The following is a 17,142-nucleotide window of genomic DNA, read 5'->3' on the forward strand; positions in this document are numbered from 1 at the left end:
CTTAGCCCGCCCAAGCGGGGATCATGCCGTGAAGGGGGTAGGATTGGCCATGTGCGCCAACCTGGGTGACCGCGATCGACAGGCCGACAATGCGATCGACGTGCCGAATCACCAAGGTCGGCTCCGTGGTTTCGACCGTGGCCCCCCGTCCGTCGGGATAGAGGAGCGCAATTTGATAGACCTCGCGCTCTTCTGCCAGCGGCGCATCGACGCCGTCGACCCAGCGCAGGCCCGCCCTGCTGCGCCGCACCCACTGCACCGTGACATCCCCATTCCCCACTTCGGACCACGTCAGATGCGTTGGCGAAAGCGGCAAGATCGAGGTTCCTGCAAGCGTGAGCGCGACTTCTACCGGCCCCTCCACGTCCCCGGGTCCAGACGCCATGATGCGCAGGTCTCCTCCCTGCGCGGTCCCAGGCAGGTCGAGCGTTGCGCTTGCGTCCGGCTCGACCAGCACGAAGCGATCGCCCGCGCGCTGCGTGCCGATCGCACTCTCGGTCGCGCGCCGCCCGCGGAGCAGCACCGCCAGTCGCCACCGTGTCGCGGTAAGCTGCGTGGCTTCGCCGAATTGCAACAGCTCGTTCCCCACCAGGGCTGTATTCAGCCCAGCATCGAGCGCCCCAGCATCGGCTCCAACCAGTGTCATGCCTGCATGGATGAGTTCGACCTCAATCACATTTGCGTGATCGACGATCGCAGCGCCCGCCGCCCCAGGTGGCGTCACGACCTGCCCAAGAATCCCCGGCACATTCGTAGCACCGGCCGCCATCCACCGCGCACCTCCGTCGGTGCTGTAAAGCAAGGTCGCCCTGCGCCAGCCCGGCTGGGTTCCCGCTGCGATTATCGTCACGCGCGGAACCGAGAGGACCGCGTCCTCCGGCGGCGCTTCGAACGCGGCCAGCACCGTCGTGCCCGTCGCGACGTCGGGCGCGTGCAGCACCCGCCCCGCACTCGCCGAAACGGCCAGGGTTCCCGTGGCGAGTCGCACGCATTCCAGCGACAGCACCATATGTTCCAGCGCCCACCCCGTGACTCGCCAGACCCCCGCCACCCCCGCAATCGTCACACACGCCCCGGGTGCCACCGCTAACGCGTCCCAGCCGAGCGTTAGCGTGCGCCGCTCGCGGGCGGCCTCTGCCCGCGACAGCACAGCCTCGGCCATCGTCTTGGCGGTGTCTGCGGTGATCGCGGCCGGCATGTCGACACGTTCTTCGCGGACCCCGGCCCCCGGTCGCCGCGCCTGCTGTATCCCGGTCTGATAATCGCGCGCCGGGTCGTAATGCGCCAGGGTTACATGGTGCGGCACCGTCTCCAACGCCGCCATCGCTCGGCCGTGCTTGCCGCGCGCGGCCCCGGCGGCAACGACTTCGCCATCGGCGATGGCATGGTCGGCGGCAAGCCCCGCCCGCATCCGCAGGCCCATCGCCTCGGGCGCGAACCACGCGCCCCCCGCCACCGCCAGCGTCTCGACCACACTGCGGACGCTGTCGCCATAAGCCGCAAAGCCGGTGACCGCTTGCGTTGCCGCGGCTCCATCGATCATATCGTCCGTCAGCTCCTGGGCGATCCTGCCGACCGCCACGGGTACCGCGTCGCCAATCACCTCGAAGGTCAGCGAGGGGATACGATTGCCATAATCGGCCAGTTCGAAATGCTCGAACACCGCATAGGCAAGCCCACGATGCGCAGGCGTCAGCCCCGCCCCTTCCGCAGATGCAATCAGCGGATCGACCGCTTGCCCTTCGTCGCCCAGATGCAGGCGAAAACCGGTCGCGCTCTTGAAATCCCCGCCCACGCCGCGCAGCAATTTGCCATCGGCCCAGATCCGCCCGACTCCCTGGATCGCCCGTCCCGACAACGCCACCGCGAACGACGCCGAATAACTGTAATTTGTCGTGCTCGGCTGTCCCTTGCCGCCGCCGCTGCTGGTTCTGCTCTCGATCAGATCGGTCGACCAGATCACGCAACCACCCACCCGCATCGTCCCGAAGACGCGTTGCAGCGGCGTGCCATAGCTCGATGTCTGCAGCTGCAGCTCGGTCAGTCGCGGCCCCTCCCGGGCCTTTGGCTTGAGCAGCACCTCGCGGTCAAAGACGTTGCCGATCACCGCGCCGATCGCGCTGCCGATCGGTCCGCCCACGATCCCGCCGACGGTCGAAAGAATCAGAGTCGCCATCGCTTACTTCTCCACCCGCCAGCATCCCAGCATTGGCCACGGCGGCGACCCCGGTCGCTCGACCACGCGCCGCAGCATCGCGTCGGCGTGGACGATCCCGCCCGGCACCAGCACCGCCAGATGAAATTGCCCCGGTCCGGTTTTGAACAGGGCAAGGTCACCCGGACCGGGCGCGTCGCTGGCGACAAGCCCCGCCGCCGAGAACGCCGCCGCGATTGCCGCCGCGCTCCCGCCACGCAGCGCATAGCCGCTAGGAATTTCGCCCCGGAAACCCGCCGCGCGCGCGGCCAACCCAGCCAGCCCGACACAATCGAGCCCGAACGCCGGGTCGCGCCCGTGCAAGCGGAAACGCGCGCCGATCGCACCGCGCGCCGCCGCAATGGCGCGTTCGGCCGCGCTCATGCGCCCGGATAACGGGTGAGCAGGTCGATCCCCGGCAGATACGGCTCGCCGCGAAAATTCACCGCATTGGTAAACCGGGCGGCGCACGTCGCCAGGCTCTTATCGCACCCCTCGATCAACTCCACCAAATCGCCCGCCACCACCGGCAGCGCGGGTGCGCTCCGCAGCGTCACCGTCCACCCCGCAGATCGCGCGATCGCGCTCTCAAGCCCGCCATTCGCCCCGCCGATCCAGCGCAGCAGCCCCGCGCCATAGCCATTGTCGCTAGGCTCGACCGCATCCACCGTCACCACCTGCCCCGCCGCGCCCGTCACCCGCACTATCCGCCGCCGCCCCGCCATCGCCACGCGGCAGCGTTTGTCGCCCAGCTCGGCCCGGCATTCGGGCGAGGTCGCCTCGACCACGGGCCGCTCGAGCGCCGCACTCACCCCGCGCAATTCGGCGGTAAAGGCCCCGCGATCGGTCTCAACCGCGCCGATCGTCCCTTCGCCCAGCGCCACTTGCGTCGCGCCGCTGCCGGTCCAGTCAACCGCGAACAACGCCACCCGCGCCCCATCCCAACGCCCCGCCAACAGATCACCTTCGGCAATCGCCGCGCTGGTCAGCGCACCGGTAATGTCCATCGTATCGGCCTCGAGTCCGGCGCTGCGCTTGATCGCCGACGGCGTCATTCCCGGCGCGGCGCGATGTGCCAGCCCGCTGATGACCAAATCGCGATCATGGTCAGTCAGCCCGATCGTCACCCCGTCGCGCCGCTCGATCCGCCAGCACAGGGCGATCGTGGTGAGCGTACCTTCGAGGAAGCTCATGCCAAATCCTCGCGCACTTCGATCAGCGGCACCGCCGTCGCCGCGCCTGCCAGGAAGGTTGCGCGGTTGACGCTCAACCGGTCCTCGGCGAACCGTACCGGCACATCGAACAGGAAACCCGCGGTCACCGCCACGCCCGTGGCCGGCGCACCATCGAGCTCGACATAGCCGCCCGCGACAACCGAGAAGGCCGCCGTCTCGACCCCGCCGACCCCGACGCGCACGCTCCCTCCAACGGGCCGCGTGATCCGCCGCACCGCGTCGCCATAGCGCTTGACCAACGCGAAGCGCACCGTGACGCCATCGCCCGTCCCCAGCACCTGGTCGCGCGCGCCCGGCGTCGCGGTCCCCGAACTGGCATCGAACGGGTCGCGCAACCGGAACCCGCGCGCCGGCCCCATCCGCGCGCGAAAGAAGCCGAGCAAGGTCGCGATATCGGCTTCGGATCGCACCCCCGGCCCGACATCGTAGCGCGTCCGCGCCTCCGCCCAGCTTGCATTGCGCGCCTCATGCCCGCCCGCGCTGGTGACGATCGCGGTCGAGAATTCCGGGCTGACCTCGGCCTCGCGCCCCAGTGCGAGCGGGAACAGCACATCGTCGAAAGCCTGCACCGCATCCTCCGCCTCTTGGAAATGAACGAACCCGTCGCGCAGCAATTGCGGCAGCGCCCAGACGAACGCCGCCGCCACACCGCGCGCTTGCGCCGCCAGCGCCGCAGCCTCGATCTCGCGCCACTGCGCCGTCTGATCGGGCCGCAGCACGAACCCCGAAAAATAGTGCGTATCCGCGACCGCATAGCCAAGCCGGGCGGTGGCGGCGTCCACCGCACGCGCGGTGCCCGCGACATTGCCCGCCACGACGAAATCATAATCTTCCAGTTGCAGCACGTCGAAGGCGGGATGCGCCCAGCCGACCGGCACATTGGCGCGCTGCACCTCGGGCGCATCGCCCGCCAGCACCGTCGGCAAATAGACCAGCACATGCGTCTCGACCGTCGGCGCCACCGCGCGCACCGCAGCGACCAAAGCCGCGGTCGAGGCCGCCAGCAGCGCCCCCGCTGCATCGAGCAGGGCCCGCTCGGCAGCAGTGCTCACCGCCTGGACGCGCGCAATCTCGACCGCACCCGCCCCGAAATGCTGCCGCGCTGCAGCGTCATACAGGCAGGGCCGCCCATCGGGCATGATCCACCACCACGGCTCACCCACCTGGAATTTGGGCGCAAGTCCCGCGGCCACCGCAATCTCGATCATCGCCACCGCGACCGCGCGCAAATAGCCCATCGCCCCGTCATGCGCGGGCGACAGCAAGGTCGATGGCGGCGCCCACCCGGTCAGCGCCGGGCTGCCATCCCACGCCCGCTGCTTCCAGTCGCCCCAGCAATGCGCGTCGAACAGTTCGTAGCTGAGCGACCAGATCACGTCATAGCCCAGCGCCTTCGCCCGCTCGGCAAAGTCGCGCTGCCACGCCGCCGCAGCCGCATTGAGCGCCCCACCCGCAAGGCTCGCATAAAAGCCGCCCGAATTGGCTTCGAGCCGCAGATAATGGCTCATCCCCAGATAGTGGACGATGCTCCCGCGATAGCCGAGCAACAGCGCGTTGCGCAGCAACCGCGCGGGCGTAAGGTTGTAACTGTCGTCATAGCCGCTCGCGATCTGAAGGCTGTGCTCAGGCACCACCACATCGCCAATCGCCAGCACCGCCCCCGGCCCGTCGCACACGATCTGCGTCAGCTCGACCCACGCCTCGACCGGGGCCGCCAGCGGCGCATTCCCGCCATCGAAACCCGGCGGCACCAGCGACACGAACATCCGGTCGACATCGCCCGCCCACACCGGATCGGCCTCATCGGGCAGCACGAACCCGCCCGCCACGCTCGCAAAGTCGAGCGACACCGTCGCATCCTCGGGCAACCCCGTCGCATAATTCCACAACCGCACATACCAGGCGCGCGCTGCGCCTGCGGCGTCGCGCCCCTCGATCGTCAGCACCGGGCCATTGACCGCATCGAGCGGCAAAACCCCCGCCGAGCGCCAGCGAAACCCGAGCCGACACCCGCGAAAATCGCGCGCCGTCTCATAGCGCAGCAACGGATGATCGAAGCGGTCCTCCGCCTCCCAGATCAGCCCGGCCAGATCCCCAGACGTATAGAAGACGGCATCAACGCGCAGCGCATCTCCCGCGCTGGTCGTCACCCCCGCCATCATCGGCCGCGGAAAATTGACCGTCCAGAACCGCGGATCAAACCGCGACACCACGCCCTCGACCTGAACCGTGCGCTCGCTCGCCAACCAATATGCCATCTTCTTCCTCTCCCCTTCAGGGGAGCATCAGGTCGGTCATCCCCCCGGGATGACCTGAACCGTGCGGGGCACGGTTCACCTGATGCTGGCCGGGGAGAGGGGCAGTCAAAAGAACCGCCGCTCCAATCCGCTCTCCCAACATCGCCACCGCCAATGCAGCCCCTCACTCCATCAAAGCCGCCCGCACCGCCCGCGCCACCTGCCGGCTCGACGCCGCCAGCGCTTGCGGCGCATCGTTCCCGCCCTGCACCGTGATCGCCACGCGCACATCGCGCGCGCCACCGCCAACGCCTGCCGCAACCACGCTCCCGCTGGTGGTCGGCACGAACAGCTCAGGCCCGCGCTCCCCAACCAGATAGGGCCGCGCCGGCGACACCGGCCCACCCGTCGCCCGCCCCGGCGCGCCGACCAGGCTCCCCAGCGTCGCCAGCAACCCGCCAGCCCCCGAAGACCCGCTCGACCCACCGCCCAGAATCGCGCTCAACCCGCTGCGCAGCGCCGACGCCGTAATGTCCGACAGCACCGACAGCGCGACCTTGCGCAAATCCTCAAAGCTGAGGCTCCCGCTCCGGATCGCCTTGCCCAGGGCGCTCTCGATCGCGCGCCCGGCGCGACCCACCCCGCTGGTCAGCGGCCCGTCCAGGCTCGCGCGCATCGCATCGACATCGCGCGCAAACCCTACGGTATCGGCGCGCACGCCCACCACCAGCCGTTCGATTTCCTCATCCATCGGGAAAGGCCTCCTGCATCCGCGCGATCGTCGCGCCATCGGGCGGGGTGATCTCGCCATCACCGCCGCGCAGCACCGCCACCACCGCCGCCAATTCCGCCGGGGTCGCGCGCCAGAAGATGTCGGGCGCCCAGCCCAGCACCACGCCGGCAAAGCCCGCCAGCCGCGTCGCACCCTGCGCGAACCGCTCCATCACCGCCCCGCCAGAATCTGCCCGAGCAGCACGCGCAGCACCGGCGTCGCGCGCGACAGCCCGCCCAGCACCACCGCCTCGCCCAATTGCGCGCGCGTCAGCCCTGCGGGTGCATCGTGCAGGCAATGCCAGAACAGGCCGACCATCTCGCCCAGCGACAAGCCCCCCGCCGCCGCACGCTCAACCAAGGCGAAGAGCGGCCCCAATTCGCCCTCGGCCGCGACCAAAGCGGCAAAGCTCGGGCGCAGCACGACCGTCGCGCCGCCGACGCGCAGCGCCGCCTCGCCGCGCTCGGGATTGGCCGCGCTCACGCCGACACCACCGGCCCGGAACTCTCCAGGCTCAGCGTGTAGCTGCGCTCGCCATTATAATCCCCGGCATAGTCGAGCTTGGTCACCAGGAAGCGCCCCGACAGCGTCTCGCCGCTTTCGAAGCTCAAACGGTAATCGTCGATCGTGCCGGCCAGCGCATTGCCCTTGATCCGCGTCTCGGCGGCGGAGCCGGTAAAGATCCCCGCCCCCGACACGCTGACCGAGCGCACCCCCGCCCCCGACAGCAATTCGCGCCACCCGCCCGAATCCTTGGAGGTGATCGCGACCATCTCGCCATTGACGCTCATCTGCGTCGTCCGCAGCCCCGCCACCGTCGCATAAACGAGCGGCGACGCCCCATTCCCCACCTTCAACAAAAAGGCACTACCCCGTTCCGCACCCATGATATTCTCCTCAAAAAAACGCCCTCTCCCACCGGGAGAGGGATGGGACCCGCTGCCGCAGGCAGTGGGAAGGGTGAGGGTCCAGAAGGTGGTTCGCGCGGAGGCGCAGAGGACGCAGAGGGGCCCCGCCTAGCCTAACCTTCGTCGCATCCTTGCCGGGCACAACCACGCCCCACGCGAACCCTCTCCGCGTCCTCCGCGCCTCCGCGCGAACCCATCAACGCCGCCGCAAGCACTAACCGCCAGAACCGGTCCCCCTCACCCTTCCGCGGCTGCGCCGCTCCCTCCCTCTCCCGCTGGGAGAGGGACGTCAGGCCGCCAAAACCCGCACGCGATATTCGACGCTGGCATTCCACCGCCCGCCCGCAGCAGCAGCAGCAAGCCGCGATCGCACCAGCACCACGCTCGCCACGCGCCACCCGGCCAGATCGCGCGGCACCGCCTCGATCGCCGCGCCGACCGCCTCGGCCAACGCCTGCACGCGCGCCGGGCGTTCGCCCGCATCGCGCACGGTCACCAACAGCCGCAGCTCGCGCCCCATGCGGTCCTTGACGCTCCAGTCGCCGCCGAGCAGGTCGCCCAATTCGGCAAAGGGCACCGTCGCCTTGACGGGCGGCCCCAGATAAACGCCGTTCAACCCGGCGACCCCGCGCAGCGCCGCCAGCACCGCCGCTTGCACCACGCTCTCCGCGCTCATGGCAGCAGACTCCCGATCCAGCGCAGCCGCGCATCGTCGGGCGAAATCCGCCCGCTCAGCACCACCGCCTCGCCCTCCACCGTCACCGCCACCCCCGGCAGGTCTGCGCGCAGCGCCTCCGCCACGCGCGCCCGCGCCCGCTCCGCCGCGCATTCCGCGAGCACGCGCCCCTGCGCCTCCAGCGCGCTCAACATGCGTGCGCCGTTGGGCGCAGCGCGATCCGCCGGAACGGCCGCCACAAAGCGGTGATCGCGCTCGGCGGGGCGACGCTGGCCTCGCGCTGCTCGAACAGATGCGCCGCCAGCAGCACCACGCCTTGCCGGATCGGCGCGGGCAACCCCGCCCAGCCCTCGGCCAGGCCAGCGCGCGCCAGCACCATGACCGAGGTCACCCCCGCCGCCTGCACGATCCGCACCCAGCCCTCGCCCGCCGCATCGATATCGATCGCAAAGCCGTCGCTCGGCAGCGCCACCCCCGCCGCCGTCTCCACGCCCGTAATCGCCGAAACCGGTGCCACGCCAAGCGCCTGCCACGCCCCCCGCACCGCCACCGGCACGCGCAGCGCCCGCGCGATCAGCACCATCCCCAGAAACTGCTCGGCCAGCCCCAAGGCGGTCTCGGCAAAGGCCGCGATCAGCGCATCCTCGTCATCGCTCGCCACGCGCAGCACCGCCTTGACCGCCGCCACCGCCAGCGCACGGTCCTCCTCGCCGAGCGTCACCGCGCCCGGCCCATCCGTCTCGATCATCGTTGTTCCTCCAAGTCCCTCTCCCGCCGGGAGAGGGAAGGGGCCCGCTGCCGCAGGCAGTGGGAAGGGTGAGGACGCACACCGACCGCGCGCCCTCACCCCACGACGTCAGCTCACCGCGAACTTCAGCAGCTTGATCGCCTCGGAATTGGACACGCAGCCGCCGACGCGCTTGGTCGCATAGAAATTGACGAACGGCTTGTTGGTATAAGGATCGCGCAGAATCACCGTCTCGCGGCGCTCGGCGATCAGATAGCCCGCCTTGAAATTGCCGAACGCGATCGACAGACTGTTGGCGGCAATATCGGGCATGTCCTCCGCCTCGATCACCGGATAGCCGAGCAACGTCGCCGGCGTCCCCGCGGTCAGGCTCGGCGCCCACAGAAACGCGCCGTCATTGGTCTTGAACTTGCGGATCCGCGCCAGCGTGCTCGCATTCATCACGAACACCGCGCCCTGCCGATACGGCCCGCGCAGCGCCTGCACCAAATCGATCAACCGGTCCTGCGGGTTGGCCGCGAAATCGCCCGCAGCACCGCTCGCCAGATATTGCAGCGTCCCGAACGCACGCGCCGCATCCGCCGTGCTCGCGGTCGGGGCCTGCAAAAAGCCCTTGGGCCGGTTGACGCCCGATCCGTTGACGTACGCCGCACCCTCGGCCTTGGCGAATTCCATCGCGATTTCGCTCGCCAGCCACGCCTCGACATCGAACGCCGCATCGTCGAGCATCGCCTGGCTCGCCGACGGATTGGCGTAGAGTTCCCCCATCGGCGGCGCGATTTCGGTGAACACCGGCGTCGCCGTCGTCCCGCGCGCATCGGTCTCCGCTGCCCAGCCCGAGGGCGTGCCCCCCGTCGTCACCAGCTTGCGATACCCGGCCGAGCCGACCGTCACCACATTCGCGACACTGCGGATCGGCGAAATCGAACTGAGCGTCGCATCGATCACCGCATCGATCTCGCGCGGCACGGCATAGCCCCCGGCATCGCCGCTCACGGCGGTAAACGCCTTCATCTCGACGCTCGCACCCGAGCGGAGGAAACTGTCGAACGCCGCTCCGCCTGGCTCGCGCGCGCCCGCCAATAGCGGGCGCGCGACCACACCCACCGTTCCTTCGCCCTCGAAGCTCGCCTCAAGCGCGTCCACGGTCATGTCACCCATGTCATTCTCCTCGTTGAAAGTTCGGTTCGGAAACGAAAAAGGGCGCCGCAATCGCGACGCCCTCTGGCATTTCGGATGCAGCACCTACGCCGCATCAAATGGGGGATCGGTTAGCCGATCACGCCTGCTTCACATTCTCGGCGCGCGGACCCTTGGGGCCCTGGCCGACGTCGAACGTGACCGTCTCGCCTTCGCGCAGATCCTCATAGCGGACGCCCTCGACGCTCGACATGTGGAAGAACAGGTCCTTGCCGCTCGCATCGGCGATGAAGCCGAAACCCTTGTCGGTCAGTCGCTTGATGGTGCCGTCAGCCATGATCGCTCTCCTCGTCCGCGCGCGGCTGCCGAGGATCGGGAACCAAGTCTGGAGGCGGCATCGTAGCACGCTCCTCCACCATATGCACCCGGGCCAGCGGCTGCATCGGCTGCGCGACCAGGCTGACTTCGACCAGGTCGACCGCAGTCAGCTCGCGCACCCGCCCCCGCACCGCACCGCGCGCGCGAAAGCCGATCGACAATCCGTTCAGCGCCCCGCCCCGAACCAACCCCGCCACGCGCGCATCGTCGATCCGCCCGATCACACGCAGCCCGCGCTGGTCGGGCGCGATCCGCTCGATTGTGCCGATTGCGCGCCCGCGATGCTGCCACAATAACGGCACCACCGGTACGTCCGCCCCGAACGCGCCCGCGCGGATCACGTCGCCACCGCGATCGACCCGGTCGAAGATTGCGGCGTAGCCAGCGAAGCGCAAGCCTCCCTCCGTCCTCCCCTCCCTGGAAGGGAGGGGCTGGGGGTGGGTCGGTGTGGGGAGGGGATCGACGCCGCCACGGGCCAACCCACCCCCGCCCCCTCCCTTCCAGGGAGGGGAGGAGCGCGCCCCCGTCACTTAACCCAATCCCAAAAGCCGAATTTCGCCGCCAGCCCCGTCAGCAACAGCGCGCCCGCAATCCGCGCCACCCAGGCGAGCGCCGCTTTCCACACCGATCTTTTGGCATCGCGCCATGCCCCCAGCAATTCGCGCAATTCGGCCATGTCCTTGGCCGCCGCCGCATCGTCCAGCCCCAGTCGCGCCATCGCGCGCGACGCCGCCAGTTCGCCCGCTTCCTCGGCAATGGCGCGCAGCGTGGTCAAATCCGCGCCTTCGCCGGCGCCTTGCGCCATTAACTGCGCCAGCACCGCGCCGCTCACGGCGCCACCTCCACCGCGCCGGGCCCCAACCCCACCATCGCGCGTTTCTCGTCACGCGACAGGAAATCCGCCGCGCCCACCTGGCTCCACAAGCGTTCGCGGTCCTCGGCCAGCGCGGTCACCCGGTCGAGATCGACCGACAGCGCCGCCTCGGGCACCCATCCGCGCAGCCCCTGCGTCAGCCCGGCCAGGATCGTTCCCGCCAGCGGCAGGATCGTCGATCGCCACAATGCGCGATTGGCCTCCTTGTAATTGGCATAGGTCGCGTCGCCCGGCAGGCCGAGCAGCATCGGCGGCACCCCGAAAGCGGTGGCGATCTCGCGCGCCGCCGCCGCTTTCATGCCGACAAAGTCCATGTCGGCGGGCGTCAGGCTCAGCGCCTGCCATGTAAGGCCGCCTTCCAGCAGCATCGGCCGCCCAGCATTGCGCGCGCCGGCAAAGCTCGCCTCCATTTCCTCGCGCAACCGGGCGAATTGCTCGCGCGACAAGGTCGAGCCATCGCCCGGATCGTAGATCAGCGCGCCAGACGGTCGCGCGGCATTGTCGAGCAGCCCGGCATTCCATGCCGCCGCTGCATTGTGCAGCGCGATCGCGCTCGCCGCCCCGCCGAGACACCCCAGGCCATAATGATCGTCGAGCGGATGGAACGCCTTGATCTGCACGATTTCGGGCCGGGGCTCCTCCGCCGATAGCCGCACCGATCGATCGCCCACGCTATAGCGATAGGCGATCGGCCACCCGCCCGCATCCGGCTCGACCGTCACCCGCTCGGGGCGCAGCGCGAACAGCTCGACCACATCGCCCGCCGCGTCGGTCAGCATCTGCACATAGGCATTGCCGTGCAGCAGCAGATGCGCCGCCAGCGTCGCGGTCAGCGCCTGCCCGCCCGATCGTGCCTGTACCAGCGCGATGGTTTCGGGCGTCCCCGTCAGCGGTGCGTCGCCCACACCATCGGCAACCAGCCGCACCGCGCGCTGCGCAATCGCATTGCGCAGATACAGCGCCCGCACCCGTTCCGCATAACTTTGCGGGAGCGCTCCGATCGCCGCCCCCTCGGCAAAGCGCGCACGCCGAAACTCCAGCGCCGGACGCGATTCCTCGCGCCCGGCTGCCTTCCAGCCGAACCATTTCATGCTCTCTTCCTTCTCGTAGAGAAACGACGCGCGCTTCCTGCCTCCCCTCCCTGAAAGGGAGGGGCCGGGGGTGGGTCGGCCCGTAAGCGGGCGTACCCCCCGCCATCAGCCAACCCACCCCTCAATCCAGCGTTGGGTCGGTCATGCCCCCGGCATGACCTGAACAGCGCGGGGCGCTGTTCACCCAACGCTCCTTCCAGGGAGGGGAGGCGAGATGCCTACCCCGCCAGCCTCGCGAACCAGATCACATGGCGCGGGCCCTTGCCGTTCTGCCGCGCCTTCACCGCCACTTCCTCGACGACAAAGCCCGCGCTCTTCAACCGCGTGACGAAGCGCGCATCTGGTGCCGCCGACCACACCGCCAGCACCCCGCCCGGCCGCAACGCCGCGCGCGCCACCGCCAGCCCGCGCGGCGCATAAAGCCGGTTGTTCTCGGCGCGCACCAGCCCGTCCGGCCCGTTATCGACATCGAGCAGGATCGCGTCATAACCACCCGGTGCCACAGCGATCGCCTCGGCGACATCGGCCTCGACCACGCGCACGCGCGGATCGTCGAGGCACCCTTTCGCCACCGCCGCCATTGGCCCGCGCGCCCAGGCGAGGATTTCGGGCACCAGTTCGGCCACCGTCACCTCGGCCTTGGGGCCGACCACGCCCAGCACCGCGCGCAACGTAAAGCCCATGCCGTACCCGCCGATCAGCACGCGCGGTGCCGCCACTCCCGCGATCCGCGCACACGCCATCGTGCCCAGCGCCTCTTCCGAGCCGTTCATCCGCGTGCTCATCAATTCGTTGCGATCGACCACGATCATGAAATCGTCGCCGCGCCGGTACAGCGTCATTTCATCGCCGCCGGGAATGCGCGCACTGTCGATCCTTTCGCGGGGCACCATGACGTTCGTCCTTCCTGTCGTAGGGGACGGCGTTAGCGCGCACGACGAACGGACGCCATGCCGGTGAAACCGTCCTACCTTACAACCCCCGCACCCGCCCGCCGCCGCGCCGTTTGAGCAGCAGCTCGCCCAGCGCCCAGACCAAGGCGTCGGCGCGGTCAGGGGAGCGGCTCGGCCCTTGATAGCCGCCACCCACCACCAACCCGCATAACTCCCGCTCCAGCTCGGGCATCACCCCGACATGCGAGACAGCCCCGCGCTCGTACAGCAACGCCACCGGCTCGGCGCGCGCGACCTTGCCGTCGCTGGCATGGACCAGCTTCAGCGGCAGGCTGGCGTCCGCTGCCAGCAATACGCTCTGCACCATCCGCCCGCCCTGATTCTTCTCGGCGATCACGCGGTCGGCGCGGTGCCGCGCGGCGCACCCCGCCACCGCCTGCGCCCAGCCTTCGGGGGATAATCCCGTCACGCTTGCATCCTCCAGCACATAACCGCGCCCGTCACGCCCGAGCCCGACCGCGACGATCCCGCACGCATCGCCGCCGCGCCCGGAGTCGGTCCCGGCCGGGGGATCGACCGCGACCACCGTGCGCACCAATGCCGGGGCAACCCCCACCCGCGCCGCATCGAACTGAGCGTGTGTCCACAAAGCCCCTTCGACATCGGCAAGCAGCTCGCCCGCAATCTCCTGCCGCCCCAGCCGCGTGCCGCCATAGGCCCGCTCGATTGCCGCCAGAAAGCTCTCGGGTAGGAACACGTTCTTGTGGGAGCTCCCACCGCTTTGCGCCAAGCCCTCCAGCGCCATGATCCGGCGCAGCAACGGAGTCGGGCGCGGCGTTGTCGTCACCACCACTTGCGGGGCGTCGCCCATCCGCATCCCCAGCATCAGATTGTCCCAGGTCGCATCGCCATTGCGCCATTTGGCGAGTTCGTCGCACCAGGCGGCGGCATGTTCGGGCCCGCGCAATTTCTCCGGCGCGCTCGCCGAAAAGATCGTCGCGCGGGCCTTGGAGGCAAACTCGACTTCGGTGCCGCGCGATCGATAGCCGACCGATTCGCCCGGCCGCGCCACCGCGATCAACCCGCTTTCGCCCTCGATCATCACGCGCCGCACATCCTCGATCGTCGCGCCGACCAGCGCGATCCGCGTGCCCGGCATTGTGCGCGCGATCTCGCTCACCCATTCCGCACCCGCCCGCGTCTTGCCGAAACCGCGCCCGGCGCGGATCAGCCACACCCGCCACGGGCCGGCGGGCGGCTCCTGCCCGTCCTGCGTCCAGCGCTCCCAGCTCCAATTGAGTTCGGCCCGCTGCGCGGCGGTCAGGTCGCGCAGCACTGTTTCGCGCACGCCCGCCGGCAAGCGCGCCAGCTCCAGCATCAGCGCCCGCGCTTGCGCGCCGGAATATCGCTCGCTCATTTCGACCCCATCCGCCGTGCGAGCTGATCGAGCTTGCGCCGCAGCGCGGCGTCGGTTTCGGCCGGGGACGCCATTTTCACCCCGCGCCCGAGCGTAATCTTTCCCTCGGCGGCAGCGCGTTGCCGATTGAGCAAGCCGACCGCGAAGTGCAGATCGCTGGCCGAAATGGTGCGCTCGGCAAGCGCCGTGATCGGGCTTTGCGCCACCGCCTCGGGATCGGCGGCGGCGGGGTCGGGCGTCTCACCGACAACGCGCGCCAGCGCATAATCGAGCAGCGCCTCCTCCAGCCGTTGATAGCCGGTGGCGATCGCCTCCTCCCACGCCGCCGCGAAGGCGGCATCGCGCATCCGCGCGCGATAGCAGCTCGACTGAGCCACGCCCGCCGCCCGCACCGCCGACGTTACGTTGCACGTCGCCGCCAGCGTATCGAGGAAGCGCTTGCGCTTGGCCTTGTCGAACCCGCCCGAGCGCAACCGGCGGACTTGCAGTACGCGATTGTTCCCTGCCGTAATCCCGTCCATTCGGCCCTCCGCACAGCAAAACGGGCCGAAAGGCGTTGCCGCCCCGGCCCGTTGGCCGACCCCGAGGGGCCGACTCGCAATTCTTCATCGTTCTCTTTATGTACCAAAACAGCGCCGCGATGTCAAGCCGTTTTGTGCCTATTTGGTTATCGCGGAGCGTGCCGCCTCAAAACGTCGCCCAATCGTCACCTGCGCCGCTCTTGGTCACTATCGCCACGACCGGCAAGGTGCGCGATCGACCGGCTGGCGCTTTGCGCGCCGCCTTTGCATAGCTCCGCATCTGCGGCGGTGACCCCGCGTCCCCGATCGTGAACTGCGCAGCCTGATTCGCCAGCGAGGCGACTTCGGAGGTCAAATTGCGCGCGGCCGCCGAGGTTTCTTCGACCATCGCTGCATTCTGTTGTGTTGCCTGGTCCATCGTCCCAATCGCCGCACTGATTTCCGAGATCATGGTCGACTGCGCCGTGTTGTCGCTTGCCATCTCGCCCAAGAGCATATGAACCTCGCCGACATCCCCGGAAATCGTCGAGAGCGCGCCGTCGACCCTGTGGACGCGCTCGACCGCGGCGACGATGTCGGTCTGCGTTGCGGTCAACTGGTCGCGCGCACGCCCTGCTTCCTGCTCTGCCCGAATGGCCAGCGCCGAAACGAGATCCGCCACCACCGCAAAGCCGCGCCCGGCCTCGCCCGCCCGCCCCGCCTCGACGGCCGCGTTCATGGCGAGCACGCGCGTCTGAAACGCGATCTTGTCGAGCCCCTCGATCACGCTGTCGATGCCCTTGGCGCTTTCGCTCACTCGGTTCATCGCCTGCACCGCCTCATCGGCGATGCCGCGCCCGCCGGCGACGGTGGCGATCGCTCCGTCTGCGCGCTGCACGGTGCGCGCGGCGGCGGCGGCGGTTGCTTTTAGCCGTTGTTCGATCTGCGCGATCGCCGCCGTGGTCTGCTCCAGGCTGGCGGCATTGCCTTCGGTGCGCCGGGCGAGATCCTCGCTCGCCTGTGCGATTTCGCCCGATCCGGTGCTGATCGCCGACGCGCTCTGCGTCACCGCCGCGATCAGCGCGTTCAATCCGCTGACCGCGCTGTTGAAATTGTCCTTTAACGCGGTGAACGGTGCCTGCAGGTTAGCGGTCACCGCAACGGTCAGATCCCCTTCGGCAAGCGAAGTCAGGCCGGATCCCAGACTATCGACGATCAATTGCGCCTGCGCCTGCTTCGAGGCTTCGGCAGCTTGCAACTGGTCGCGAAACGCCAGCATCGCCTGCGCCATATCGCCCAGTTCGTCAGCGCGATCCGCCCCGACCACCGCGACGCCCAGATTGCCCGCGCCGAGTTCGCGCATCGTGTCGGCAAGGCCCGCAATCGGGCGGATAACATGGCGGATAGCCGCCATTACGAGCGCCGAGGTCCCGGCGATGCCCAGCAGGACAATCAGGATCAACGCGACCATTGCCACGATCCCTACGATCTTGCCGGAATCGGACGCTTGCTTGGCATTTGCCGTAATCGCGTCCGACGCCTTCCCCATCGAAACCTCAAGAGTGCGGAACTGATCGAAAAATCCCGGAAGATCCGCCCGGGCCCCCGTCGGATCGGTCTTGATCCGAGCGATGATCTGCGTCGCGGAGGTCGCATAAGCCTCCATCGGCGCGACCAATTTGGTCGTGACGGCCGCAACGTCGGCGGAGCCGGTGTAACTGCCGTCGGCGGCGATCCCGTCGCGCAGCGCTTTCAGATGTTCGTCAAAGTCCTTCACGACATCGTCCATCTTGATGCCGCTATGGGGCGTGGTCGATTCGAACGCGGCGAGGACGTCGCTGCGGATCGCGTCGTGCATCATGTCAGCCAGTTCATGATTGGCAAGCAGCGCACCCGCCTCGTTTTGCCGCTCCAACGCGGCCGACTGTAACCAGGCGGCGGCAATCCCGCTGCCACCGCTCACCACCATCAGACTGAGCAGCGCGACCCCCGCGATCCGGATCGCGCGAGCGAGCGACATCTTGGCCAGGCCGCCGCTAAAATTATTGGATGTCATTTTGGCCAACCCCTTCAAATGGA

20 protein-coding genes are annotated in these 17,142 nt (G+C 68.9%); all 20 read right to left on the bottom strand.

All coding sequences use genetic code 11. The annotated features are described in order from the left end of the window. Position 1: 1 nt before the first annotated feature. Entirely contained in the window at positions 2-2,176 is a 2,175-nt protein-coding gene (locus tag ACP7BY_RS13335; RefSeq protein ID WP_137903306.1) for a phage tail protein, read from the bottom strand. 3 nt (positions 2,177-2,179) lie between these two features. Next, positions 2,180-2,578, bottom strand: a complete 399-nt coding sequence (locus tag ACP7BY_RS13340; RefSeq protein WP_126846132.1) for a peptidoglycan endopeptidase — start codon at positions 2,576-2,578, stop codon at positions 2,180-2,182. Then, positions 2,575-3,387: a DUF2163 domain-containing protein gene (locus tag ACP7BY_RS13345; RefSeq protein ID WP_137903307.1), complete on the bottom strand. Its 813-nt coding sequence runs from the start codon at positions 3,385-3,387 to the stop codon at positions 2,575-2,577. Before ACP7BY_RS13345 ends, ACP7BY_RS13340 begins: the two co-directional genes overlap by 4 nt. Further along, positions 3,384-5,687, bottom strand: coding sequence for a DUF2460 domain-containing protein (locus ACP7BY_RS13350; protein ID WP_137903308.1), 2,304 nt, complete (start codon positions 5,685-5,687; stop codon positions 3,384-3,386). Before ACP7BY_RS13350 ends, ACP7BY_RS13345 begins: the two co-directional genes overlap by 4 nt. Before the next feature lie 163 nt (positions 5,688-5,850). After that, a complete protein-coding gene (locus tag ACP7BY_RS13355; RefSeq protein ID WP_137903309.1) occupies positions 5,851-6,417 on the bottom strand; it encodes a tail tape measure protein in 567 nt (188 codons plus the stop codon). After that, a complete protein-coding gene (locus ACP7BY_RS13360) occupies positions 6,410-6,610 on the bottom strand; it encodes a phage tail assembly chaperone (RefSeq protein WP_137903310.1) in 201 nt (66 codons plus the stop codon). The genes ACP7BY_RS13355 and ACP7BY_RS13360 overlap by 8 nt, the downstream gene beginning before the upstream one ends. Beyond that, the gene (locus ACP7BY_RS13365; RefSeq protein ID WP_010406305.1) at positions 6,610-6,921 is read right to left on the bottom strand and encodes a gene transfer agent family protein; all 312 of its coding nucleotides are present in this window, start codon (positions 6,919-6,921) and stop codon (positions 6,610-6,612) included. Before ACP7BY_RS13365 ends, ACP7BY_RS13360 begins: the two co-directional genes overlap by 1 nt. After that, entirely contained in the window at positions 6,918-7,325 is a 408-nt protein-coding gene (locus ACP7BY_RS13370; RefSeq protein WP_209515896.1) for a phage major tail protein, TP901-1 family, read from the bottom strand. The genes ACP7BY_RS13365 and ACP7BY_RS13370 overlap by 4 nt, the downstream gene beginning before the upstream one ends. Positions 7,326-7,635: 310 nt before the next feature. Further along, complete coding sequence (gene gp17 / locus ACP7BY_RS13375; protein ID WP_137903374.1) at positions 7,636-8,022, bottom strand: tail completion protein gp17; 387 nt, start codon at positions 8,020-8,022, stop codon at positions 7,636-7,638. Then, positions 8,019-8,216: a hypothetical protein gene (locus ACP7BY_RS13380; protein WP_137903375.1), complete on the bottom strand. Its 198-nt coding sequence runs from the start codon at positions 8,214-8,216 to the stop codon at positions 8,019-8,021. Before ACP7BY_RS13380 ends, gp17 begins: the two co-directional genes overlap by 4 nt. Then, positions 8,210-8,770, bottom strand: coding sequence for a head-tail connector protein (locus ACP7BY_RS13385; RefSeq protein ID WP_137903376.1), 561 nt, complete (start codon positions 8,768-8,770; stop codon positions 8,210-8,212). The genes ACP7BY_RS13380 and ACP7BY_RS13385 overlap by 7 nt, the downstream gene beginning before the upstream one ends. Before the next feature lie 108 nt (positions 8,771-8,878). Continuing rightward, a complete protein-coding gene (locus ACP7BY_RS13390; RefSeq protein ID WP_137903377.1) occupies positions 8,879-9,931 on the bottom strand; it encodes a phage major capsid protein in 1,053 nt (350 codons plus the stop codon). 118 nt (positions 9,932-10,049) lie between these two features. Beyond that, the gene (locus ACP7BY_RS13395; protein ID WP_033967313.1) at positions 10,050-10,247 is read right to left on the bottom strand and encodes a cold-shock protein; all 198 of its coding nucleotides are present in this window, start codon (positions 10,245-10,247) and stop codon (positions 10,050-10,052) included. Continuing rightward, positions 10,240-10,683, bottom strand: a complete 444-nt coding sequence (locus ACP7BY_RS13400; RefSeq protein ID WP_033967314.1) for an HK97 family phage prohead protease — start codon at positions 10,681-10,683, stop codon at positions 10,240-10,242. The genes ACP7BY_RS13395 and ACP7BY_RS13400 overlap by 8 nt, the downstream gene beginning before the upstream one ends. Before the next feature lie 131 nt (positions 10,684-10,814). Next, complete coding sequence (locus ACP7BY_RS13405; protein WP_231565373.1) at positions 10,815-11,120, bottom strand: DUF6127 family protein; 306 nt, start codon at positions 11,118-11,120, stop codon at positions 10,815-10,817. Further along, entirely contained in the window at positions 11,117-12,253 is a 1,137-nt protein-coding gene (locus ACP7BY_RS13410) for a phage portal protein (RefSeq protein ID WP_033967422.1), read from the bottom strand. Before ACP7BY_RS13410 ends, ACP7BY_RS13405 begins: the two co-directional genes overlap by 4 nt. 218 nt (positions 12,254-12,471) lie before the next feature. Beyond that, positions 12,472-13,146: a spermidine synthase gene (locus tag ACP7BY_RS13415; protein ID WP_137902426.1), complete on the bottom strand. Its 675-nt coding sequence runs from the start codon at positions 13,144-13,146 to the stop codon at positions 12,472-12,474. A 79-nt stretch (positions 13,147-13,225) separates the two neighbouring features. Further along, positions 13,226-14,563, bottom strand: coding sequence for a DNA-packaging protein (locus ACP7BY_RS13420; protein WP_137902427.1), 1,338 nt, complete (start codon positions 14,561-14,563; stop codon positions 13,226-13,228). After that, positions 14,560-15,084 carry a hypothetical protein gene (locus ACP7BY_RS13425; protein WP_052192456.1) on the bottom strand — a complete coding sequence of 175 codons (525 nt, stop codon included), beginning with the start codon at positions 15,082-15,084 and terminating at the stop codon, positions 14,560-14,562. Before ACP7BY_RS13425 ends, ACP7BY_RS13420 begins: the two co-directional genes overlap by 4 nt. 166 nt (positions 15,085-15,250) lie before the next feature. Next, complete coding sequence (locus ACP7BY_RS13430; RefSeq protein WP_231565251.1) at positions 15,251-17,119, bottom strand: methyl-accepting chemotaxis protein; 1,869 nt, start codon at positions 17,117-17,119, stop codon at positions 15,251-15,253. Positions 17,120-17,142 lie beyond the last annotated feature (23 nt).

Origin of the sequence: Sphingomonas sp. PSPC2-2 (assembly GCF_049897725.1) — a bacterium.
Lineage (GTDB): Bacteria > Pseudomonadota > Alphaproteobacteria > Sphingomonadales > Sphingomonadaceae > Sphingomonas.